General features: G+C 54.6%; 18 protein-coding genes and 1 pseudogene. 13 read left to right on the top strand and 6 right to left on the bottom strand.

Going from position 1 to position 22,042, the window contains the following annotated elements:
• The 10 genes and pseudogenes from J2X24_RS22305 to J2X24_RS22260 all read left to right on the top strand — a co-directional run.
• Nucleotides 1-101 (top strand): hypothetical protein (locus J2X24_RS22305; RefSeq protein ID WP_209726285.1); only part of this gene is annotated, 101 nt, incomplete at its 5' end.
• A gap of 141 nt (nt 102-242) precedes the next feature.
• Nucleotides 243-1,490 (top strand): HAD-IIIA family hydrolase, encoded by a 1,248-nt coding sequence (locus J2X24_RS22300; protein ID WP_310005447.1) that lies wholly within the window; start codon nt 243-245, stop codon nt 1,488-1,490.
• Nucleotides 1,490-2,656 carry an AGE family epimerase/isomerase gene (locus J2X24_RS22295; protein WP_209726282.1) on the top strand — a complete coding sequence of 389 codons (1,167 nt, stop codon included), beginning with the start codon at nt 1,490-1,492 and terminating at the stop codon, nt 2,654-2,656. Before J2X24_RS22300 ends, J2X24_RS22295 begins: the two co-directional genes overlap by 1 nt.
• Before the next feature lie 307 nt (nt 2,657-2,963).
• The gene (locus J2X24_RS22290; RefSeq protein WP_209726280.1) at nt 2,964-4,172 is read left to right on the top strand and encodes a tetratricopeptide repeat protein; all 1,209 of its coding nucleotides are present in this window, start codon (nt 2,964-2,966) and stop codon (nt 4,170-4,172) included.
• A 144-nt stretch (nt 4,173-4,316) separates the two neighbouring features.
• A complete protein-coding gene (gene wecB / locus J2X24_RS22285) occupies nt 4,317-5,471 on the top strand; it encodes a non-hydrolyzing UDP-N-acetylglucosamine 2-epimerase (RefSeq protein WP_209726278.1) in 1,155 nt (384 codons plus the stop codon).
• Complete coding sequence (locus tag J2X24_RS22280; protein ID WP_209726276.1) at nt 5,471-7,585, top strand: hypothetical protein; 2,115 nt, start codon at nt 5,471-5,473, stop codon at nt 7,583-7,585. The genes wecB and J2X24_RS22280 overlap by 1 nt, the downstream gene beginning before the upstream one ends.
• Entirely contained in the window at nt 7,582-8,691 is a 1,110-nt protein-coding gene (locus J2X24_RS22275; protein WP_209726274.1) for a glycosyltransferase family protein, read from the top strand. Before J2X24_RS22280 ends, J2X24_RS22275 begins: the two co-directional genes overlap by 4 nt.
• Before the next feature lie 2 nt (nt 8,692-8,693).
• A complete protein-coding gene (locus J2X24_RS22270; protein ID WP_209726272.1) occupies nt 8,694-10,751 on the top strand; it encodes a glycosyltransferase in 2,058 nt (685 codons plus the stop codon).
• Nucleotides 10,741-11,886 (top strand): glycosyltransferase, encoded by a 1,146-nt coding sequence (locus J2X24_RS22265; RefSeq protein WP_209726270.1) that lies wholly within the window; start codon nt 10,741-10,743, stop codon nt 11,884-11,886. Before J2X24_RS22270 ends, J2X24_RS22265 begins: the two co-directional genes overlap by 11 nt.
• 183 nt (nt 11,887-12,069) lie before the next feature.
• Nucleotides 12,070-13,025: pseudogene (locus J2X24_RS22260) on the top strand (IS481 family transposase).
• Nucleotides 13,026-13,037: 12 nt separating this feature from the next.
• Here J2X24_RS22260 and J2X24_RS22255 read toward each other — a convergent pair.
• The 6 genes from J2X24_RS22255 to J2X24_RS22230 all read right to left on the bottom strand — a co-directional run bounded on the left by J2X24_RS22255 (nt 13,038) and on the right by J2X24_RS22230 (nt 19,138).
• A protein-coding gene (locus J2X24_RS22255; protein ID WP_404977841.1) for an IS630 family transposase occupies nt 13,038-13,980 on the bottom strand; the annotation gives its coding sequence in 2 pieces (ribosomal slippage) (nt 13,038-13,643 and nt 13,645-13,980; 942 coding nt in all).
• An 87-nt stretch (nt 13,981-14,067) separates the two neighbouring features.
• Nucleotides 14,068-15,177, bottom strand: a complete 1,110-nt coding sequence (locus tag J2X24_RS22250; RefSeq protein WP_209726267.1) for an NAD(P)/FAD-dependent oxidoreductase — start codon at nt 15,175-15,177, stop codon at nt 14,068-14,070.
• A 2-nt stretch (nt 15,178-15,179) separates the two neighbouring features.
• Nucleotides 15,180-15,929: an ABC transporter ATP-binding protein gene (locus tag J2X24_RS22245; protein WP_209726265.1), complete on the bottom strand. Its 750-nt coding sequence runs from the start codon at nt 15,927-15,929 to the stop codon at nt 15,180-15,182.
• A 1-nt stretch (nt 15,930) separates the two neighbouring features.
• The gene (locus tag J2X24_RS22240; protein WP_209726263.1) at nt 15,931-16,683 is read right to left on the bottom strand and encodes an ABC transporter permease; all 753 of its coding nucleotides are present in this window, start codon (nt 16,681-16,683) and stop codon (nt 15,931-15,933) included.
• Between the two features lie 126 nt (nt 16,684-16,809).
• Nucleotides 16,810-17,892, bottom strand: a complete 1,083-nt coding sequence (locus tag J2X24_RS22235) for a GHMP family kinase ATP-binding protein (protein WP_209726261.1) — start codon at nt 17,890-17,892, stop codon at nt 16,810-16,812.
• A gap of 67 nt (nt 17,893-17,959) precedes the next feature.
• Complete coding sequence (locus J2X24_RS22230; RefSeq protein ID WP_209726259.1) at nt 17,960-19,138, bottom strand: hypothetical protein; 1,179 nt, start codon at nt 19,136-19,138, stop codon at nt 17,960-17,962.
• A 72-nt stretch (nt 19,139-19,210) separates the two neighbouring features.
• On the opposite strand from J2X24_RS22230, the gene J2X24_RS22225 reads away from it, so the two are divergent.
• From J2X24_RS22225 to J2X24_RS22215, 3 genes are read left to right on the top strand one after another with little or no spacing between them, the layout of a single operon-like run.
• Entirely contained in the window at nt 19,211-20,155 is a 945-nt protein-coding gene (locus J2X24_RS22225) for an NAD-dependent epimerase/dehydratase family protein (RefSeq protein ID WP_209726257.1), read from the top strand.
• 12 nt (nt 20,156-20,167) lie between these two features.
• The gene (locus J2X24_RS22220; protein ID WP_209726255.1) at nt 20,168-20,941 is read left to right on the top strand and encodes an NAD-dependent epimerase/dehydratase family protein; all 774 of its coding nucleotides are present in this window, start codon (nt 20,168-20,170) and stop codon (nt 20,939-20,941) included.
• Between the two features lie 43 nt (nt 20,942-20,984).
• Nucleotides 20,985-21,920: an NAD-dependent epimerase/dehydratase family protein gene (locus J2X24_RS22215; protein ID WP_209726253.1), complete on the top strand. Its 936-nt coding sequence runs from the start codon at nt 20,985-20,987 to the stop codon at nt 21,918-21,920.
• The last annotated feature ends 122 nt before the right edge of the window (nt 21,921-22,042 follow it).

Genomic DNA, 22,042 nt, shown 5'->3' with positions numbered 1-22,042 from the left:
CTTCGGGTACCGAGCCTCTCATCCGGGTCATGGCCGAAGGCGATGACGAGAAACAGGTCAAGGCGGTCGTGAACCAGATTGCCGAGGCCATGAAAAGCTGACGCAGAAGTGGGCATTCCCGTCCGCGCCCGCGATGGCTGCGCAGGATGCTGTTTCCTAGGAAAAGCTATTCACAATTCATCTTAATTCAAGGTTGATTTGGCTGCCGCAGTTTGGCAAGGAGAAAAAAACAGCGACGGACGGTGCACGTGTATTGCCGGCAATTGGTTGTGCTCGTAGGTGGGCGCGGAACGAGACTCGGCAAGCTGGCGGAAAACTGCCCCAAGCCGTTGATGAAGATCACCGAGCAAAAGGTGTTTCTCGACTATTTTCTGGAATCGGCTGTGCGCCAGGGGTTCCGCGACGTCCTGTTGCTGGCCGGGCACCTTGGCGAGCAGGTCCAGTCCCGATACGATCATGCCTCGATCGGCGGCGCACATATCTCGGTAGTGATTGAGCCGGAGCCGCGCGGCACGGGCGGTGCGTTTGCATTCGTCCGGGATCGCCTCGCCTCGACCTTTATCGCTGCGAATGGCGACACCCTGTTCGATACGAATATCCGTGCCGTGGATGCTGCGCTGCACGGGTCGCCTGACACACTGGGCGTCCTTGCCCTGCGGAAGGTCGAAAACGCGGGCCGCTTCGGCAGCGTTAATGTCGATGGCGATGGCCGCATACTCAGCTTTCAGGAGAAGACAGCGGAGTCCGAGGGGCAGCCGGGCCTTATCAACGGAGGAATCTATGCGCTCCGACTGGAAGCCATCGACCGCCTGAAGCATTTCCCAAGCTCGATCGAGGCCGACCTTTTTCCGCAGCTGGCGTCGGAAGGGCGGCTGAGAGGTGTCGAATCGTCAGGATACTTCCTGGATATCGGCCTTCCCGAAACCTATAGCCGCGCAGTTACCGAACTGCCCGCCCGGAAACGGCCTGTGCTGTTCCTGGACCGGGACGGCGTACTTAATCACGATCACGGCTATGTGCATGCGCAGGACCGATGGGAATGGGTGCCTGGTGCGATCCGGACGATCAAGGCCGCGAACGATGCGGGCTATGCCGTCGTCGTCGTGACCAATCAGGCGGGAATTGCCCGCGGCTACTACGACGAATGCGATGTCTGGAAGCTGCACCACGCCGTCCAGAAAGAGCTCTACCGGCATGGAGCTTTCGTCGACGCCTTCTATTACAGCCCGTATCACAAGGATGCCGTGCACGAGCCGTACCGTGTTCAGGCCGCCCTTGATCGCAAGCCGGGTGGCGCGATGATTCAAAGGGCGTTCCGCCAGATGAATCTTAGCCGCGAGGGCGCTTTTCTTTTGGGCGATCAGGAAAGCGATGTGGACGCCGCAACCTCGGCTGGTATATCAGGTTACCGGTTTCCAGGGGGCGACCTTTATGAGTGGTTTGCCACCCTTCCGCATTCGCAGCCCATCGTTTCCGAAAGCAGAATTTGATGTCAGTGAGCACCATCGCAACGATTAAAGACGCGCAGCAGAGCGCGAAAGAGTGGCTGTTCGCGCATGCCGCGCCTTTGTGGTCGTCGGTCGGCTTTTGCGCCGATGGACTGTTTGCCGAACGGCTGACGATCGATGGCGTGCAAGTTGCGATGAAGCGCCGTCTGCGTGTCCAGGCGCGGCAGATCTATGCTTTCTGTACGATCGGCAAGCTGGGCTGGGACGGCCCCTGGCGCCAGGTGGTGGAATCAAGCCTCGACATCCTGCTCAACCGCGGCCGACGCGAGGATGGGCTGTTCGCCCACCTGTTCGACGAAGACGGCAACGTCGTAGACAGCCGGATCGACCTCTACGACCATGCCTTCGGGTTGTTTGCCCTTGCTCACGCCGGGCACGCGCTGCAGCGTCCGGACTTGTTCGATATCGCTGAAGACATTCAGAATATCCTCGACGAAAAGTGGGCGCGGCCTCAGGGCGGGTTCTGGGAAGGCGAACTGACGCCGTCTCCGCCTTACCGTCAGAATCCGCATATGCACATGTTCGAATCCGCGCTGGCGCACTATCGTTTTTCGGGACGTGAACGCTGGCAGGTGATGAAGGACCGGTTGGGCGAACTGTTTCGAGAGCGTTTCCGTGATGCGGACAGTGGTGCGGTAACAGAATATTTCGATCGCGACTGGAACAAGGTCGAAGGGCGGGACGGCGAGATCGTCGAGCCCGGACACTGCCTGGAATGGGCGTGGCTGTTCGAGGTCGGCTTCGACGGCGGTGAAGGTGTGGATATCTCCGATGGCCTGGTCGGTTTCGCGCGTCGTCACGGGCTGAGCGAAAGCCGTGGTGTCGCCATAAACGAGGTCTGGCTGAGCGGTGCGGTCAAGGATGGCGGTGCGCGTCTGTGGCCGCAAACCGAACGCCTGAAGGCAGCGGTCGCGCGTTATAAGCGCACGAAGGAAGACAGCGAGGCCAACGAGATTGTGGCTGCCTTCAACGGCCTGCTGCTTTATCTCGACACCCCAGCTCGCGGCACCTGGTACGATAAGCTCAATGAGGACGGGTCGTGGGTTGCCGAAGATGCGCCGGCCAGTTCCTTCTACCATATCGTCTGCGCCATCGCCGAGCTTTTGGCCGTGAACGGACCCGGTCTAAACGCAACACATACATATTGAGGGAGCGCGACACTTGCCTCGTCTTCGGTCGGTTGGTGTTGACGCCGCATGCTCTACTTTCTCCGGTTCTGTTTTACAGCGCCGTCAACCTGGTTAACCGAGGATACCTGCGTATTTTGTTGCGTAGGCCATCGAAATATGGAGAATGGTGACTGCTTACAGGGGCCTTACACGATGTTTTGATGCGCTTATAAGTGAACTTTGGTGTAATCGATTTAATTAATATAGCGCACAGGTATGTAACGTGGGCTTGGTTGGTGAATCTACTATATTTCGAGCGAAGCTCTAAGGATCTTGAGAGAAAAATATGATCGGTGATATATTAAAGGATCGGATATTTGTTTTTGGTGCCGCAAGGTCTGGCACAACTATTATCTTGCAAATTTTGAATTCTGATGAAAATGTTTATATACTTAGTGAGGCAGATCTTTATAGGCCTTCGAATCAAGATTTCCAATCCGGCTTTAATTCCAGGAAACTGTTGCAACGGGCAATAACGCGGGGTTCTTATCTTCCGGTTAAGGGTAGTGAACCTCAAGCCATATTGAGTGAACTTGCAGATCGCTATAGTCGGTACGGTGAAAAGGTCGCGCTGGGTCCTTTCAGCGTGTTCTCTGATTTTGCGGTTCAGCACTTCGCTGATCACTACGGTGCGGGCACAGGCATCTACTCGATCCGAAATCCACTTGATGCCTATGCTTCTCAGAAACGGATGTTTCCCGACATTCGGATCGATCAGTTTTGCGAGCATTGGCTGGAGACGTTGGCTCAGCAGATGGTTCTTTCGCAAATCGTAAGTGGCCGTGTTCTGGTCCTGACGGAATGGATCGATGTTTCGTTTTTCAAATTTCTTGAATCGAAACTTCAAATCCAGCTGACCCTGGTTGACGCAGCCATCTCAAACTCACGGGCATCGGCGTCGGCCGCCAGCACGCTGTCGAAAGAAGAGCGGGAGGGGCTGAAGCCCTGCGAACATGTTTATGAGCTTGTCAAGCGAGGGCTTTCTCGGGAAAGTTTTGATTTCGCGCAGGACGAAAAATACTATGACTGGCCGCAGATTTTCTTCGATGCGGCAATGGAATCTCTGGATTCTTTAAAGCCGCAGCGGCCGTCCAGCGTATATTTCGATGCCCATGAGAGGTATTCCCACGCGTTAAACCGTTGTGCTGCCAATAGCATCCTTTCGAGTCAGGATGGGTTTCTTCTCGCCCAACTTGCCACGGAAGCGTTTCCTGAAGATGCCCGTTTTGCCTATCTGTTAGGTGTATCTGCATTGGGACTGCGGAAACTTGAAATATCTGTGGAATGGTTGGGTCGGTCGATAGAACTTGGAGCAGCGCCGTTCTGGAGCCTTTATCATAGGGTGCAAGCGTATGCGGCCCTTAAGCAGTTTGACTTGGCGGAAAAAGATCTGGAGACCCTTGAAAGTCAGCCGGACCCACAGGCCTCGTTGAGCGGTTTGCGGGCGGCACTCCTCAGCAATCGCAGCGCTTCTGACGAGTCTGCGTCAACATAATCGAGTATCCTTAGATACTTGGTTTGCCTTATACGGCTGCTTACGCTATGTCGTTTTCATACGAAGGGGCGAGGTTCACTTGTGGTGCCTATGCGGCGAAATGCGGCCTACAAGTGATCGCAATATTTAAGCACGGGGATTGTGTTGTCCAAGAAAAATGTAGTTGTGGTCGTAGGTACTCGACCCGAAGCTATTAAGTGCGCGCCTATTATCCGTGGGCTGATGGCTGAGGAATGGGCTAACCCGGTTACTGTCGTGACGGCTCAGCACCGTGAGCTTCTAGATAAGGCCTTTCACGACCTAGGCATTAAGGCTGATGTCGATTTGGACCTCATGAGAGCAGGTCAGAGTTTGTCGGAAATCACAGGGCGCGCTTTTCTCGCCCTCGAGCCCGCGCTTAAGTCATTGTCACCTGACGTTGTTTTGGCGCAGGGGGATACCACGACTGTCATGGCGGTTGCGACGGTCTGTTTTTATCTTGGATTGCCGTTTGGTCACGTCGAGGCAGGCCTTCGGACGCACGATATCGTGAATCCTTTCCCGGAAGAGTTTAACCGTGTGGTTGCGGGTCGGATTGCGTCTATGCATTTCGCTCCGACTCAAGGCGCTTGCGATGCCTTGCTTAAAGAGGGTGTGAAACCACAGGATATTTATCTTACTGGCAATACAGGGATAGATACACTCGTCGCAAGCAAGGCCCGTGCGGTCCAGCCGGCTGTGCAGTTGCCGGATGGCGGGCGACTAATCCTCTTGACATCTCACAGGCGCGAGAATTTTGGCGAGCCAATGCGTCAGGCTTTCCAAGGCGTTCTTGACGTGCTGGATACCCACGCGGACGTGCAGGTTCTTTTTCCTGTTCATCCTAATCCGCGTGTCGTTGAGATGGCGAACGCCATGTTTGGTGACAACCCTCGTATTCACCTCTGCGCGCCCCTCGACTACAATCAATTTGTCGGCGCGCTTAAGGCGGCCCATATTGTTTTGACTGACTCCGGTGGTGTGCAGGAAGAGGCGCCCGTCTTTGGCAAGCCAGTGTTGGTCATGCGACAAGAAACCGAGCGGCCGGAGGCCGTTTATTGTGGTGTTTCCAAGCTTATAGGGACGCGGCGGGAAGACGTATTTGAAGCATGTGATGACCTGCTTAGTAACGCAGCTTCGTATGCAAAGATGGCGTCAGGAATTTCACCTTATGGTGACGGTTTGGCGGCGTCACGTATCATTCGCGTGCTGGCGGATAGACTTGGTGTTCCGTCTGCACTGCCGGCCTACGCACCGTTCGAGGTCAAGGCTTTGTCCTGATGAAACGCGTTGCGATTATTGATCCTTCCGTGTCGGGAAAAGGCGGACACTATCTCGAATACGCATTACGTGTCGCCAAACAGGTAAATGAAGCGGGTCTGAATCCTGTGCTAGGGGCACATGTGGATTTTAGAAACGACGGCAGCTTTCCTGGCGCTGCGTATGGTGTATTCCATAAGACGTTCTGGGAGCAATCGGAGCGGTCTGCCGGGGTTTCCATGCGCCTTCGAACTGTATATGCCAATATCAAAAGGGCATTTCGGTCCGTTCTGCGTCCAATATTCCGGGCGCTGCTGATATGGTATCATTATAGTTGGATCAATTTAGCTTCAGCTCGAGCACATGACCTGGAATCGCTTTTTGATCCGAAGTTGTCCATATACTCATCGAACTGGATGGGTGTTAAAACCAGCGCTTCCCTTGTCCGGCTTCTATATATATTTCAGGCTGTTAAACGCGCCCTTCGACCTAGGTCCCGCGGCAGGCTTACCGCTTTCATTAGGAAGCTGAAGCGGCTTGTGCGCGCAATTCTGATTTTAACAGTCGTCGTTGCGGCTGTTGTGCTGTCACCCTTGATTATATTCTTTTTCATCGGGCGTACCCTGGCTGGGAAGCTTATCGCAACGACCGGTAGTGTCTCAGAAATGGCTCGGGATGTTGAGCGGTTCATTCATGTCTCAAAGCTTGAGGCTGGCGACATCGTTTTCGTGCCAACGGTTGGCATTCCGGAAATTCTGGCTATCGCGGCTGTTCTGAAAAAGGTGGCGTTGACGCGCAAGCTGAAATGGCGCCTTTTAATGCGCCGCGATGCATTTTTCGGCCATCAGCCCGGATGGGGGCTGCAGGGCGGTCAATTGCAAATTCTGCGGTTAAAGGGCGTATTTCATTACGCGGCGCAGGCGATGAAGACATTGGATATTGGGTGGTATACGGACACCTTGCAACTCGCCGCTCAATATAATCGCATTTCTGACCTGAAATTTGAAGTTTTTCCAGTTCCGACCGGAAATGGTCCTATCCGCTCTCAGGCCGGAACTTATGTCGTTCATGGTTATGTCGGCGACGCTCGCACAGAGAAGGGTTTTCAGTTCCTTTCCGATATTTGGGACAGATTCCGACTGTGGTCGGGGTTCGGAGACGGAGATCGTCTTCTTGTACAATCCAACTTTAATATAAAGGGGGGGGAGCCGGAAGCGGTCAAGGGAATGTTTGCGCTGCGTGGACAGTCGCCGGGGGAGGTTGAGTTCGTTCCTGGGCCTTTAGCTTCTGAAGAATATGATCGTGTACTGTCGTCATGTGGCATCATTTTGCTGCCATACGATTCTTCAGCGTATGCATCGAGGTCATCCGGTATTTTTGCGGAAGCCGTACGTAAGCAAATTCCTGCCGTCGTCACAAGTGCGTCATGGGGGGCTAAGGTCGTCGAGCCGATGCGGCAATGCTGGCTGAAACATGTAGACACGGCATTTGCAGTGGTTTGTCAGCTGAGTTCTCCGGATGCTTTGGAAATCCGCGGACACTCCTGGGGAACCGTCAAAGACTGCGACCCAACCTTCGACACGGCTATATTCAGCCTTGAGTTCCTAACCGCATTGGCCGGGGGAGGCGTTATCGTCGAACTTCATTTAAGAAATAAAGAAGGCGATGATTTAGGACGGTTATCTGATGTTGTTATGATCACATCATCAAATGTAAAGCTTGGCTTTACATTTCCGGTTTCTGTTGCTGAATTTGATATATGGGTCAAGCCACTTAATAAGGAAGCGAACATACTTCCACGTCATATTTCATTGAATCTTGGCCGTCTTCAAGCGGGAATAACCTGTGGCTTTGCCGTGCGGACCTCTTCGACGGAACCTGAGTCCTTCGCTGCGGCGCTACTGGATATCCGCAAAAATCTCGATACGTATAATCGTCAGTTGGTCGTCCTCAGCCGTATATTGGCGCCAGCTATCGATGACCAAGCGATGATGGAATGCCTTGTTCAGGGCGCTGGTGTTGATTTTGACAGTTTATACGCCAATGCGGAGCATGAAGTGTCCTTATGCTTTGCCGAGAAGTTGCCATTGCGGCGTGTACAGAAGGCAACGCGCGCGCGTTGGAGCGGGCGATGAAAATAGAGACTATTGCAGTCTTGTCCGACGTTTCGGTCGGTTACGGGTCCCCTCAGATTATCAGCTTGACTCGTTCGCTTGCTCAGCACTTTCAGGCAAAGGCAGTTATCTTCGAGCCGGATCAGTCGGACCGGCCGTCTGTTGCTTACAAATATCCCGACCTGCAGATTGAGCGCATCTTTACGGCGTCTCATCCATATTCTGGTTCCGGACAAATCGATTTCACGCTTCAGCTAGCCGATGCGCTGCGAAAGATGAGGCCGGACCTTGTTGTCGTCTGTGCATTTCACGGTGCCGCGGCACTGGTGCAGTCCGGCGTTGGACGTAAAATTATCTATTACGGATACGAACATACCGACGGCGTACTGACCCGCGAAATTCGCGTTATGGGGCAGTTGGCCAAACGCATCGACTATGTCGCATTCTGCGAAGAAAACAGGGCGTTACTTGATGCAAAGCGACTTGGTTTGTCGAACAAACCGACTGCTATCCTATATAACTGCTCGGATCTTTTGCCGTCGTCCCGGCGTCCGCAGAAAAACGACAAGATTGTTTATGCTGGCCAAATCGACCCAGACAGGACATTCGGCCGACGGTTTTTTAGCAACGATTTCGATGCCTTTCCATTCGATCTTTACGGCTCCTTCCGAAACTTTCCGGACGCACAGGAGCAAATCGAAGCCTGCGGGCGCAGGGGATCGCTTGTAAACTACTGTGGTCTTGTCGAACATGATCAGTATTTTTTAAAACTGATAAGCAGTTATCTCTATTCATTCATCGCGTGGGCTCCCGATTCAGAATCAACCTACTATGCCGCGCCCAATAAATTCTTTGACGCAATTACGGCGGGGACTCCGCCCTTGACCGCGCCTCATCCGCTATGTGTGCGGTTGATAAAGCGTTATGGTTGCGGGCGCGTTTTGCCAGGCTGGGGGGAAGACGACATGAAAAGAGGTATAGATGATGCCCTGGCGTTTGCTCAGACCGACGCCTATGATCAGCTGGTTGGAGAGAGATTGCCCATCGCGGCAAAAGAATTGACGTGGGAAGCCCAGTTCCAGAAACTGGTAAACCTTATGAATGATGTCCCGGGCGGCGGAGCCTAACTATGGTGAAATTTGTACTTTGTGACCCGTCAATTGCTGGGACAGGGGGGCATTACTTAGAGTATGCCGTTCGTGTGCTGGAGGCAGCGCGCATCCAGGGATTTGACCCATATCTGGCAGTGAACGCAGCTTTTGACGGTACGGTTCCGGACATACCTGTAGTAAAGCCTTTCCGATACGATATCTGGGGGGAAGTGCCGACGCGTAAGAAGAGGCCTTTGGGGCCGCGAACCGCAATGGATGTCAAGCTGTTGAAATATTACAAGAGCCGCTTTGCGTCTCTTTGGGCAGCTGCAAAGGATCCTGCGGCACTTGAACATTATAACCGACATACAGGCGGAGCCGGTGTGAATTGGCGTTGGATCAGCCGTATGGTGGGTGTTCGGTCTCAGGTTGCATCGCGACTTGTTGAAGATCGGCTTTCGGGAAAGCTTGACGAGCTAAACGATGGGGAAATGCTGGTTCATGAGGCCTACATTGCCGCGGCCTTATGCCTGAAGTCGAAACGTCCCGATGTCCCTGTATTCGAGAAGTCGAATGCCTTGTTGTCCATGGGTCTGAAGAATGTTTGCGCCAACCAGTTCGCATCGGCACTTAAGTTTGTAGTTGAGGAATTCGCCCTGTCTGAGGAGGACTATATTTTCCTTCCTACAATGAGTTGGACAGATTTGCGCGGACTCCAGCAATTTCGCCGGCTGCAGGACCGGTCTCCCGAGCTTCATCTGCTTTTCCGACGCAATATTTTCCGTGAGTACGCAGATAAATGGCAAGGTCAGGGGTTTGACGTCCATGAGCTCAGCCACCTGTTTTCCCAAGTCGCCGTTTGCAACGCAGATAAGAAAGTCTTTTGTTATACCGATACGGTGCCGCTGACCGCGCAGTATGAGGAACTTGGTAGCGGCCCATTTATTCCGCTGCCGATTCCAGCACCGGAAGTGCGGTCACCGCGGCGTAAAAGCGGCCAGCCCATTCGTATTGCCTATTTAGGCGATGCCCGCACGGAAAAGGGATTTCAATATCTCCCCGCGCTCGTCAGGGCTGTAAGAGATTCGCTTTGGCGGTCGCGCGTCGTTTTCGATGTCCAATGTTACTTGCCGGAAGGTCACAGTCCGGTCGACATGCTGCAAACGATAGAAAGCTTAAAAAGACTACAAGGCCCGCATCTGGAGCTTCACTTCGGCGCGTTGTCGGCCGACGGATATAGCAAGGCCATAGAGCGTAGCGACGCTATTCTAATTGCTTATGATCGCGGCAATTACTCCGCGAGAAGTTCGGGTATATTTATTGAAGCTCTGTGTTCAGGGCGCCCGGTGATCGCTACCGGTGGAACGTGGATGTCTGCGCTTGCGGACATGCTGTCCGATATCCGGTTCGACGAGTTGATCTCCAAACACGTTGGTGCTGCGCCAATTCCTGGTGCGCGGCTGAAATGGCAAACCGTCCAAGGAGAGCCGTTTGTCGGCGCGCCGAGCCAGAAATCCAAACGCCTTACCCTCAGTAACAGGGAGGTGGCATGTACGATCTTGCGCGTCCCCTCACGCGCTACTCACCTCGTTCTGAGGTTTAAAAACGAAAGTCCTATCTCTGGAACCTATCTGGATCTGCATTGCGTGTCCCGCGGCGAAAACGGGAATTGTCTATCCGAAGACGTTAGGGCGGTCGGAGGGCACGAGGCTGATCGCATTGGGACACTCTTTAAAGTATTGCCGGGCCAAGTCGATTTCTGGCTCGGGATCGGCAATGCCCGCGGCGCCACAAAATCCGTCATGTCGGATATCGAGTTTGTATGGGTCGAAAGCAATCAGCCGCTGGAGGCATCAGTGGGTGGAATCTATGTCAATCCCGACGTGCCAGGTGGGTATGAAGCTGGTCTGATCAAGGCGGTGTTTGTACTTGAACAGGACTATCCAGCATATGCGCAATCCGCGGCATTCGCGCGTTCCATACTGGGGGGAGTGCACCACGCAGATCGTCTGGTGCAGGATATTCTTCAAGCATCCCAAGCAAAAGCAGCGTTAACAACCAACAAATACGTTACGGGTTTTAGAGATGATTATTAATGATGCTGCAACAAAGCGTAAAATCGTCTTTCTTTCAGACTTGGCGGTGGGATACGGTACACCACAAATTACTTATCTGTTGCAGTCATTGGCGGACTATTACTCCACAGATGATATTTGCGTCATAGAACCTGACCAAAAGGGAAGAAAGTGGGCTGGCGATCGGTTTCCATTTAAAATACTTCGTGTGTCTACGGTTTATCCAGCATACAGCTTTGCTTTTATTTCAGAGTATAATAAATTCATACTAGATTTTTTAAATAAAACAAAACCTGATATTGTCGTCGCAAGTCATGGATTTGTCTTACCGGCATGCCTTAAATACAAAAGCAATAATAATATTCTTATATATTATAAGTTGGAAAGTGTAAGCCATCAGGTTAAGGGGTTGGGGTCTGCGGCAATAAACCTCAATCGGTGTGTGTTGTCGGAAGCGGATGTAGTGCTTGTTCCTGAACGGTTACGCGCCTCGGCAGATCTGAACATGTACGGCTGGAAACGAAAAGATCTCGTCGAAGTTTACAACGCCGGCCAAACCTATAGTGGCCATTCTCCCAATGTCCGCAATGGCCGAATACTTTATGCCGGAACTATAGGACCGCAAACGCTTTGCGAAATTATGCTGTCTGACGAGTTGAAGCATATAGGATTCGACATTGCCGGGTCGGCCGAGACAGATAATGCCCGCGCTTTCCTCGAGCAAGCCTCTCGTCGTGAAAATATCAGATATCTCGGTTTTCTGTCATCCGATCAGCTGGATAGCATTCGGCGAAGATATGCCTTCAGCCTTGTCATGTGGCGCCCAGATGACGTGAACCAACTATATGCGTCCCCTAATAAATTTTTTGAGACTGTAGCCGCCGGAGTGCCTCCTATCGCAGCACCTCATCCGCAGTGCTATGAGATCATACAGAAATATAATTGTGGGCTTCTGGCTGAAGATTGGAATGAAGCAAGTTTGGTGGAAGCCATAAAAAGTGCTGCCGAAGTGTTTTATCAAAACCCGGTCGAGTATTCGGAATTGGTCGAGAATTGCCAGACTGCGGCAGATGATGAGTTAAACTGGGATGCGCAGTTTAACAAAATCACGCCCCTGTTGGATGCTGCGGCCCTCCATTTGCGTAGCCGAAACTGAGCGACACGGCAAAAAGTTTAAGCGATTTTGCCTTAAATGTTGCGACAAAAAAAAGTTTGGATCGGTATGATAGTTTCATTTTAAAATACCGATCTAGTTGTGAGCTTTCAGGAGTTTGTCCATTCGGGGCGGATTTAGGAGACTGGCGTTACCACACCCCAGCTCTTGGATCGGACACCCCGAATGAACATCCATAAGAATGCCCGACTGACGCCTTTGCGTCGAGAAGTAATGGCTTTGTTGGTTATCAACGGCCGCCTGAGCCGGTCAGCAGCGTCTTTGGCTTTTGGCGTAACGGTGAAGATCGTTCGCAGATGGGAGGATCGCTACCGGCAGCATGGACGCGCAGGCATGGGCGACCTTTCGTCTCGGCCTCAGCTTAGTCCCAGGCGCACGTCGGCGCTGATTGTCGATCAAGTTATTGCGTTGCGTCGCCAGCGCCTGACCGGGCGGCATATTGCTCATGAGACAGGCCTGTATGCGGCCACAGTCAGCCGTACTCTCAGGTGTGTAGGACTGAGCCGGCTACGTCAGCTAGATCCCGCCGAGCCGATACGGCGCTATCAGCGCGAACAGCCAGGTGAGTTGATCCACATAGATATCAAGAAGCTGGGAAAGTTCAGCCGCACGGGGCATCGCGTTACGGGAGATCGTACCGGCCAGTCGAACACGCGCGGCATCGGATGGGAGTTCGTCCACGTCCGTGTCGATGACGCCTCCCACATCGCCTATACTCAGATCATACCGGACGAAAAAGCGGTCAGCGCCGTTGCGTTCCTCAAGGCCTGCATCGCTTACTACAAATCCCTCGGCATCAAGGTCACCCGCGTCATGAGGGACAATGGCCCTGCTACAAGGCCAGGGACTTCGCGAAAGCCTGCAAACGCCTAAAGTTAAAGCACATCCGCACCAAGCCTTATACTCCAAAGACCAATGGCAAAGCCGAACGCTTCATACAAACGGCCCGGAGGGAGTGGGCCTACGCCAGGGCCTACGATACGTCCGAACAGAGGAAAGACTTCCTCCCAACTTGGACGCACATGTATAACTGGCACAGACCGCACGCCGGTATAAAATACAAAACACCAATCAGTTGCCTGAACCCTACTCAGGGCAACCTCATGGCGCTCCACAGCTAGAGCGTGATGACATTAGTTATCCCCATATCCTGAGTTTTTGAGATAGTTTCTGCATTCTTGGGGTGTGAACGCATCGAGCAATGTTCCGATGCGTTTCCAAGTCGCCTCCACAGTCCTTTCGGCTGCTTTTCTCATAAGGTGCTTGAGTTTGGCGAAGACCTGTTCGATCGGATTTAGGTCTGGACTGTAGGGCGGCAGGAATAGGAGCTTTGCGCCAGCGCTTCTGATCGTCTTTCGAACAAACGGGCTTTTATGGCTGCCGAGATTGTCCATGATGACGACGTCGCCTGGTTTGAGTGTCGGCAGAAGAAATCGCTCGATATAAAGGCCGAAGCTTAAGCCGTTTATGGGGCCGTCCACGACGCAAGGCGCATCGATACGGTCCCAGCGCAGGGCCGCCAGGAAGGTCATGGTTTTCCAGTGTCCGAAGGGAGCTTTGGCGCATAAGCGCTGACCGCGGGTGCACCATCCCCTTAAGGCCGTCATGTTGGTTTTGGCCCAGGTCTCATCAATGAATACAAGCCGTTCAGGATCAAGCCGGCCTTGATACTTCCGCCACTGTTGTCGGCGCCGGGTGATCTTTGGCCGATCCTGCTCGCTGGCCATGAGGCTTTTTTTTGAAGCTTAGACCTTCGGCATGCACGAACCGCCAAACCGAGCGGTAATCGACACGCACGCCACGATCTGCCAACTCGGAGACCAGACCACGCAAGGTAAAATCAGACTTTGCTCGTTCCAGCAACCAGTCACGATGAGGGCCTGAAAGCGTAGCGGGCTTGTAACCACCAACACGCTTCGGAGCAAAGCTGCCAGTCGTGTTGGCCCGTTTGAGCCAGTGCACTGCCGTGCTCGGAGCTATTCCGAAACGCGCCGCGGCTTCATGACGAGACAACCCCTCATCATTAACCGCTGAAACGACGTGCTCACGCAAATCAAGAGAGTAAGGTCTGGGCATGGTTCAAACTCCAAACAACCCAGACCTTGAATCACTGTTCGCAGCGTTAGGAAATCCAAACCCGATTCAATTAAACGTCATCCCGCTCTAGTCGCGCGTCACAAGTCCGGAAACATATTCGGCTATGGCGAGCGATGAAGTCAGCCCAGGGGATTCTATTCCGAACAACTGGATAAGGTGCGCGCCATTGTGCGCCTCCGGGCCATTGATCAGGAAGTCACGCGTGGGTTCGTTCTTGCGGGACAATTTCGGTCTTATACCGCAAAAATCGACGCTGAGTGTCCTGTTGCGGATCTCTGGCCAATACGTGCTTATAGCATCGACGAAGGCGTCCCTGCGGTCGGCGCTGGCCGTGAAGTCGATGGCGTCTATCCACTGTACGTCCGGACCGAAGCGGCCGCGGTTCTGAAGGTCCAGGGTGAGGTGAACCCCCAGGCCGCCAGGTTCCGGCATGGGGTAGATGAGCCGTGAAAATGGCGTCGACCCCGTGTAGGTAAAATAGCTGCCCTTGGCATAGTACAGGGGCGGCACCGTATGGCTGAAATTTTCGATCGCGCGCGCGATCTCCGACGCCCAGAGCCCCCCTGCGTTAATGAGCCAGCGGCTGGTTATTTCCGTCAGTTCCGCTTCACCTGTGACGATGTGAAACACACCTTCTTTGAAGTGAGCCGACACGAACGGTGTGAAGAAGGTGATGACGCCACCCGCATTCTCTAAATCACCTTGCAGGGCTAGCATATAGGCATGCGAGTCGATGATGCCTGTTTCGGGGGATAGCATGGCGGCAACGCAAGTGAGATCGGGTTCAAGATCCGCAACCTCGTCCCTGCTCAGGATTTCCAGCCCTGGAACGCCATTTCCGATGCCGGCGGTACGCAACGCCTTGAGGCCGGCCAGCTGGCTTTCGCTGGCGGCCACGATCAGCTTGCCGCACTTCTTGTGGGGTATACCGCGCTCTTTGAGATAAGCGTAAAGAAGGTCCCTGCCGCGCGTGCAGAACCTAGTTTTCAGTGAGTCGCGTTCGTAATAGATGCCCGCATGTATAACTTCACTGTTGCGGGAACTGATGCCGCGCCCGATGCCGTCCGTCTTCTCAATTAAGAGGACGGACAGGCCTTTTTGCGCCAGTTCCCTGGCGATGCTCAGTCCAATAACACCCGCTCCGATAACGGTAGCATCAAAATCGGAACTGGTCATGCCTATCCCGCTGCGGCGTTATAGGCGTGGAGTACAGTATCCAGCTCGTCCATCTTCTTGATCGTGCCGGAGTCCATCCAGACACCCTGCGTACAGAAGTCATGCAGCACGCTTTCGGCATGTGACGCTATGATCACTGTTCCGGACTTGGCGCAGATGTCCTTTATGCGCGCTACGGCCTTGGCAACGAAATGGGCGTCGCCCGTGCCGATCACTTCGTCGATCAACATGATATCGGCGTGACGAGCCGTCGCAATGCCAAAACACAGACGGGCGGTCATGCCTGACGAATAGGTCCGGACAGGGAAGTCAAGATAGGGGCCAAGCTCGGAAAAATTGGCGGCGTCTTCGACAGCATTCTTTAGTTCTGCGCCTTCCATACCATAGAAGCGCGCGATCATCTTCATGTTCTCGATGCCGCTCTTGTCGGCTTCAAGGCCAGAGCCAAGGTTGAGCACGCAGCCAACCGAGCCATTGATGAAACGTTTCCCGCTGCGGGGGGTAATGATACCGGCCATCGTCCGCAAAAGCGTGCTCTTCCCGGAGCCGTTGCGGCCAATCAGGCCGATACGCGCCCCTTCCTTGACGTCAATTGTTACCTGGTTGAGGGCCAAGACGTAGGTCTGGTTGGAGCCCGACTTGGCAAAGCTGCCAAAGGACATGGCTTTGGCGGCAGTAGCAAAGATCGACTGCTGGCGAGCGCTGATGTTCACCGGATAGGCGACAGTAACTTGGTGTAGAGAGAGTTTCATATCAGAGCCAATATATGACAGTCGGACGGGTCATTTTGTAGATCGTAAGGCCAGCAATGAACGTTCCGACGCTAATAAGCAACGCGGTCATCCATACATTCGGGGATATGCTGCTTTGTAGCAGCGGCTCACGCATGATCTCAATGAGATAGAAGAATGGGTTGTACCTGACGATTGCCGAGTTCATCAGTTCTGGGACCGGGACCCAGAAGACGGGCGTCAGGACGAACATCAGGCCGATGACCGCCGATATGGCCGGGCTCAGGTCGCGAAAGCGGACGCCCAGGCCGGACAGGCCGAGACAGGCGCCAAAGCCAAACATGGTGATGATCAAGAGGGCCGGGATGAACCACAGGGCGTTCAGGGTCAGCGGGTGCTGGTAGATGATGGCGATAAGCGCGAAAACGACGAGCAAGTGAAAGAAGTTGACGAGGCAGGCCACCACGGTGCGAATGACAAAGATCGGCATGGGCAGTGGGTAGGACTCGATATAGCCCTTCGACCGCAGCAGGGAGTTCGTGCCGTCAATCAGGAAGCTGGCGATCAGGTTCCACGCCGGGATGCTGATCGCCAGGAACAGTAGGTAGTTCGCATTATCCGGACCTGCGATCGACTTGCGGATCAGATAAAGACCGAAGATGAACGCGCACTGGCTGATCACGATCCAGAGCGGTCCCAGGATGGTGCGTCTGTAACGCCCCAGAACGTCGTCAACTCCGGTATAGAGCCAAATCTTCCATGCGAGAACTGACATCCATACTTCTTTTAGGGCAGGCATAATGTATCCATCTACTGGGTGCTAGGGAGGCACTCTGGACAATGCGACGGACCTTACCGTCACATTAAAATATTGGGATTGGCGGCACGCTTAATTGATCGCTCAGGCGTATTTGATCAAGTCCTTTTTGCCGAATTCATAAATGTGGCTGGAGTCGTAATCCGGCTGGTAAAGAACTGTGGTGCAGCCTTCGCTTTCAAAGGATACAGGCACTTCGACCGGCGGGTGATCCCAGTCGGCAGACAGCGTCCTGATCGCCGATCTTACCTTTTCCTGTCTGTCCGGCGGGACGAAGAACAGCAGGAATCCACCGCCGCCGGCGCCCAAAAGCTTGCCGCCGTAGGCCCCGTTCGCGACGGCCGTGTCGTAGATACCGTCAATCGCGGGGTTCGAGACCTCCTTCGACAGGCTGCGCTTGGCCTGCCAGGTCTCATCCAGCAGGTAGCCGAAGTCGGACAGGCTGGCGCGCGGATCTTCGACGATGTTCTGCGCCTTATCGACCAGGTCATAAAGCGTATTGAGCGACTTTTCCTTTTCCGGCGTGATGTTCTGGAACTTCGCCTTTTCGATATTACCGGCGTCGCGCGTAAAGCCGGTAAAGAACAGCATGATATGGCCCTCGAAAGCGCGCAGGCGCTTTGGGGATATATCGACCGGATTGACCGTAAAGGCTCCATCCTTATGGAAGTCGATGCGGTTGAAACCGCCATAACCAACGGCGACCTGATCCTGGCAGCCGACCGGCTCCTGGAGATAATCCTGCTCGATCTTGATAGCTTCGGCGCACAGTTCGTGCTTGGTCAGGGTCCGGTTGCAGTGTTTCGAGATGGCATTCAGCGCAGCCACCGTGAAAGCGGAAGACGAGCCAAGGCCCGATCGCGCCGGCAGGTCAGAATTGAAGCTGACCTCATAACCACACTTTTCATCCGCATAGTGACGCAGCACTTCGCGCACGACGGGATGGCGGATATCCGCGATTTCCTTAACCTGCTCGACAATGCTCCAGGCGACCCGGTACTTGAAGTCGAAGATCGGTGGCAATTGCCTGAGCGTGAGGTAGACGTACTTGTTGATGGAGGTGGACAAAACGGCGCCACGCCCACTGCCTGGCCCCTTGAACCACGTCGGGTGGTCGGTGCCGCCGCCAAAAAAACTGACCCTAAGAGGCGAGCGAACTATAATCACCAGAGTGTCTCCCCAAAAACGCCTAAGCATTGTCGTAAGCTCTATTGCGTTACTGCGGGTTTAAATGTCAAGGCGCTAGGGCGGGCAATTGCAACCAGGGAGCGCTCCAGTCGTCGAGAACGTCCAAGTGGCGCCTTGCCCGTTTCTTGACGGCCATGCACTGTCTAATAGCCCTGACATTTTCGGCCTCATTAAGGCCGGTAAGTGCGACGATGTCTGTACACGCATTCCGGCTTATCATCGTATGCGGCGCGCTCGACCCCGGCTGCATGATGACTGGAATACCCGCCGAGAGCGCCTGTGTCACGACGCCCGCGGACCGAAAACGGTAGGTGCCGGGATCATGGAGGCATAATATGGCTGCCGCCTGCGACATTGCGGTATTATAATCCGCAGTTGCCAGCGCACCGTCCATCAGCGTTACGCGCTCCCCTGCCAACGCGCGGACTTCGTGGATGGCAGCTGCAACCTGGGGATTGCGATTCGGATCCGGCAGGATCTGGATGTGAAAATCCGCTGACGTTTGCGTCAGGGCTTGGCGAATGATCGCAGGAAGATACTGAAAGCCTTTGTCCAGACGGGCTTCGCCCAGGAATGCGACATAGGGCTTCGGTGATGGCCGCGCTGTCAGGGTGGGGAAGGGCATCCTGGCGCACCGGACCTTCCCCACGCCTATCTGCTGATAAGCTTCGGCCAGTTCCGGTGTATCCGCCCATAGCTCCAAGTCGTTTAGTCCGGCGAAGCTTTCCTTGAGCCACTGGCAGGACGTCGGCGCCTCCGGTGGGTCAAAGCGGAGTATGACGTGGACGCGGCCTATCTGGCCGCTGGTCCGTGCGAAACGTGCAATGTGCCCCGCTTCGCACCACGTCACTGTTGGGAAGAACCATTGATCGTCGCGGCGCGCGGAAACCTGACTGACGAAACGTGCCCAATCGCGAATGACGTCAGCGGCGCGGTCATGCAGTGGTTCATAATGGTCGGGAAAGAAGGGCCATCTGCGGGCGAAGGCTGGGGCGCGGAAATGCAATGAGGCGGCAAGCCGGGTTACTAGCGATGCGGGCTCCCGAAGCCCGGTTTTGAATACGCGTTGCACGTCAATGTGCGTGGTTTTCGAAGTAAAACGGCGATTGCCGGTAATGATGGGAACGTGTCCCTGTGCCGTGACTGATGCTGAAACTTCAACGGCATAATCGAGGTTGTGTCCGCCGGCGTCGTAAAGGCTGGGGTCGACTATAAAAAAACGCACGGCTCTGTGTCATCCCCTTGAACCAGAATAAGCCTTGGGTTACTAGCCATCCCGAATTTAAAGGTCAATCAAATGCATATTCTTGTCACTGGAGCCACCGGGTTTCTCGGCCGGCATACGACTCCTGCACTTCGCGAAGCCTATCCGAACGCCAAGGTGACGGCCGTTTCATCTAAAGAGTATGACCTGATGAGTCTGGACGCCGCGCGTAAAATGATCGCTGAAGTTAAGCCAGATGTCATCGTGCATTACGCCGCCTACTCTGGCGGTATCGGTGCTAACCGCACCTATCCAGCCGACTTCTATTTCCGCAACACGCTTTTGACGGCAAACGTCTTCCAGGCGGCGGCCGAAGCCAAGGTCGGCAAGCTGATCTACACCATGGGGGGGTGCTCCTATCCGGCAACGGCCACCAGCCCTATCGATGAATCGCAGCTGTGGAATGGCTATCCACAAAAGGAAAGCGCCGGGTATTCGACCGCCAAGATGATGGGCACGGTGGCGTCGAAGAGTTACCGCGAGCAGTACGGGCTGAACTCGGTCGTCCTTATCCCGGGCAATATGTACGGCGAGTACGACAACTTCTCGCACCTGGACAGCCACGTCGTTCCGGCCTTTGTCCGCCGCTATTACGAAGCGATGCGCGACGGCCAGGACGAAGTTTATATGTGGGGCACCGGTATCGCCCAGCGCGACTTTGTCTACGCGGCGGACGTGGCCAGGCTGGTGCCATGGTTCATCGACAACTACGACTCGTCCGAGCCGGTCAACATTTCCGCAGGCACAACGACCAGTATCCGCGAGCTGGCCACCACGATTGCTGAACTGGTTGACTACAAGGGCAAAATCGCCTGGGACGACACCAAGCCCGACGGCCAATTGGTCAAGATCTTCAGCGTCGAGCGGCTGAAGTCGCTGGGGCTGTCGTGCGACACGCCGCTGAACGAAGGGCTTAAGAAGACCATCGACTGGCTGGCGGCAAATTACGATGCCAAATCGGACGGACTGCGGCTTTAAGGGGAGGCGGCTATGATTTTCTTGATGGGGGGCAATGGGTTCGTCGGGTCGGGATATGCACGGCTGTTCACGCGGCTCAACCTGCCGTTCGAAATTATCACGCGGCAGAATTACGACAGCTTTATCGGCCGCGAATGCGATCTGTTCGTCAATGCCAACGGCAATTCCGTGAAATTTATGGCGGATCGCGAACCAGTCGCCGAGTTCGATGCCTCGGTCCGCTCAGTCATGCGCTCGCTGGTTGAGATCAAGTCCGCCGCCTATATCTTCCTGTCATCGGGTGATGTTTACCCAGACACCACGTCGCCCGCAGTGACGCAGGAAAGCCAACAGGTCGATCTGTCCAAATCGAGCCGCTACGGCTTGCACAAGGCGATCGCCGAGACCTATGTCCGCAACAGCCACCCCCGGTCGCTAGTCATGCGCATGGGCGGCTTCGTCGGGCCAGGAATGCGCAAGAATGCAATCTTCGATATGGTCAACGGCCAGCCGGTCTGGCTGGACCTAGACTCCGAACTGACCTTCATTGGCACGGATACCGCGGCTGAAATCGTCTACGGCCTCTATCAGAAAGGCGTCGTCAACGAGACGATCAACATGGGGCCCCGCACGCCGATCGTTCTGCGCGACGTCTATAACCGCATCCAGTGCCGCTCCGAAGTCAAGGCAGACGCGCGTAAGGTCCGCTTCGAGCTTAATGTCGACAAGCTGGAGGCCAGCCTTGGCGCTCCCCTGCCGACAACGGCGCAGGAGATCGACCGCTTCCTGACAGGCCTTAGCCTGTAATATTTTCACGGGCGACGCCCGTTAGTTGTCAGAGGTATATGTAATGAAGGTTTTGATCACCGGCGGCGCCGGCTATATTGGTTCCGTAATGGCGCCGACCTTTCTGGAGCAGGGGCACGACGTAACAATTCTCGATCGTTTCCCGGCCGGTCTGGACAACGCGCTTGCCGCATGCTGTGCGTATGAAGGCTTCAATCCGATCAAAGGCGATTGTCGCGATGAGCGCACGTTGGACGAGCAGGTGTCCAAGCATGACGTCGTGATCCCGCTGGCCGCCCTGGTGGGGGCGCCGATCTGCAAGCAGGACCCGATCGGTGCAGTCTCGACCAACCTGGAATCGATCCAGGCGATCATCAAGCGCGCGTCGAAGAACCAGATCCTGATGTATCCGACGACCAATTCCGGCTACGGCGTTGGCGAAAAGGACGTTTACTGCACTGAAGAAACGCCTCTGCGCCCGATCTCGCTCTATGGCACGACCAAGGTCGACGCCGAAAAGGCAGTCCTGGACAGTGGCATCGGCCTGACCTTCCGCCTGGCGACAGTCTTCGGCATGGCGCCCAAGATGCGTATCGACCTGCTGGTCAACGATTTCACCTATCGCGCGTTCCGCGACCGCGCTGTGTTGATTTTCGAAGGCCACTTCCGCCGCAACTACATCCATATCCGTGACGTCGTCGGCGCCTTCAACCACGGCTTGGAAAATTACGACAAGATGCGCGGCCAAGCCTATAATGTCGGCCTGTCGTCTGCGAATCTCACCAAGCTTCAGCTGTGCGCCAAGATCCAGGAGCACGTGCCGGAATTCGTGTTCGTTGAAGCGCCCGTCGGTGAAGACCCTGACAAGCGCGACTACTTGGTTTCCAACGAGAAGCTGGAAGCTACCGGCTGGGCGCCCCAGTGGGATTTGGACCGCGGCATCAAGGAACTGTTGCGGGGTTACCGTATGTTGAGCACTAACAAGTACGGAAACGTCTAAGGATTAAGGGATGATTCGATATCATCCCAGACTGCTGACAAACCCCGTCTTTTTGGCGGGGTTTGTTTTTTGTCCGTTACTTGGGTTTGGGTATTTTTGGATGCCGGGGTTATGCGGCCGTG

The sequence above is a fragment of the Asticcacaulis solisilvae genome, assembly GCF_017875235.1.
Lineage (GTDB): Bacteria > Pseudomonadota > Alphaproteobacteria > Caulobacterales > Caulobacteraceae > Asticcacaulis > Asticcacaulis solisilvae_A.
This window is presented reverse-complemented; position numbering and strand designations above follow the sequence as displayed.

Coding starts and splice junctions, on each gene's coding strand:
- J2X24_RS22295 (WP_209726282.1), top strand. CDS start 1,490: ATGTCAGTGAGCACCATCGCAACGATTAAAGACGCGCAGCAGAGCGCG.
- J2X24_RS22290 (WP_209726280.1), top strand. CDS start 2,964: ATGATCGGTGATATATTAAAGGATCGGATATTTGTTTTTGGTGCCGCA.
- J2X24_RS22280 (WP_209726276.1), top strand. CDS start 5,471: ATGAAACGCGTTGCGATTATTGATCCTTCCGTGTCGGGAAAAGGCGGA.
- J2X24_RS22275 (WP_209726274.1), top strand. CDS start 7,582: ATGAAAATAGAGACTATTGCAGTCTTGTCCGACGTTTCGGTCGGTTAC.
- J2X24_RS22270 (WP_209726272.1), top strand. CDS start 8,694: ATGGTGAAATTTGTACTTTGTGACCCGTCAATTGCTGGGACAGGGGGG.
- J2X24_RS22265 (WP_209726270.1), top strand. CDS start 10,741: ATGATTATTAATGATGCTGCAACAAAGCGTAAAATCGTCTTTCTTTCA.
- J2X24_RS22250 (WP_209726267.1), bottom strand. CDS start 15,177: ATGACCAGTTCCGATTTTGATGCTACCGTTATCGGAGCGGGTGTTATT.
- J2X24_RS22245 (WP_209726265.1), bottom strand. CDS start 15,929: ATGAAACTCTCTCTACACCAAGTTACTGTCGCCTATCCGGTGAACATC.
- J2X24_RS22240 (WP_209726263.1), bottom strand. CDS start 16,683: ATGTCAGTTCTCGCATGGAAGATTTGGCTCTATACCGGAGTTGACGAC.
- J2X24_RS22225 (WP_209726257.1), top strand. CDS start 19,211: ATGCATATTCTTGTCACTGGAGCCACCGGGTTTCTCGGCCGGCATACG.
- J2X24_RS22220 (WP_209726255.1), top strand. CDS start 20,168: ATGATTTTCTTGATGGGGGGCAATGGGTTCGTCGGGTCGGGATATGCA.
- J2X24_RS22215 (WP_209726253.1), top strand. CDS start 20,985: ATGAAGGTTTTGATCACCGGCGGCGCCGGCTATATTGGTTCCGTAATG.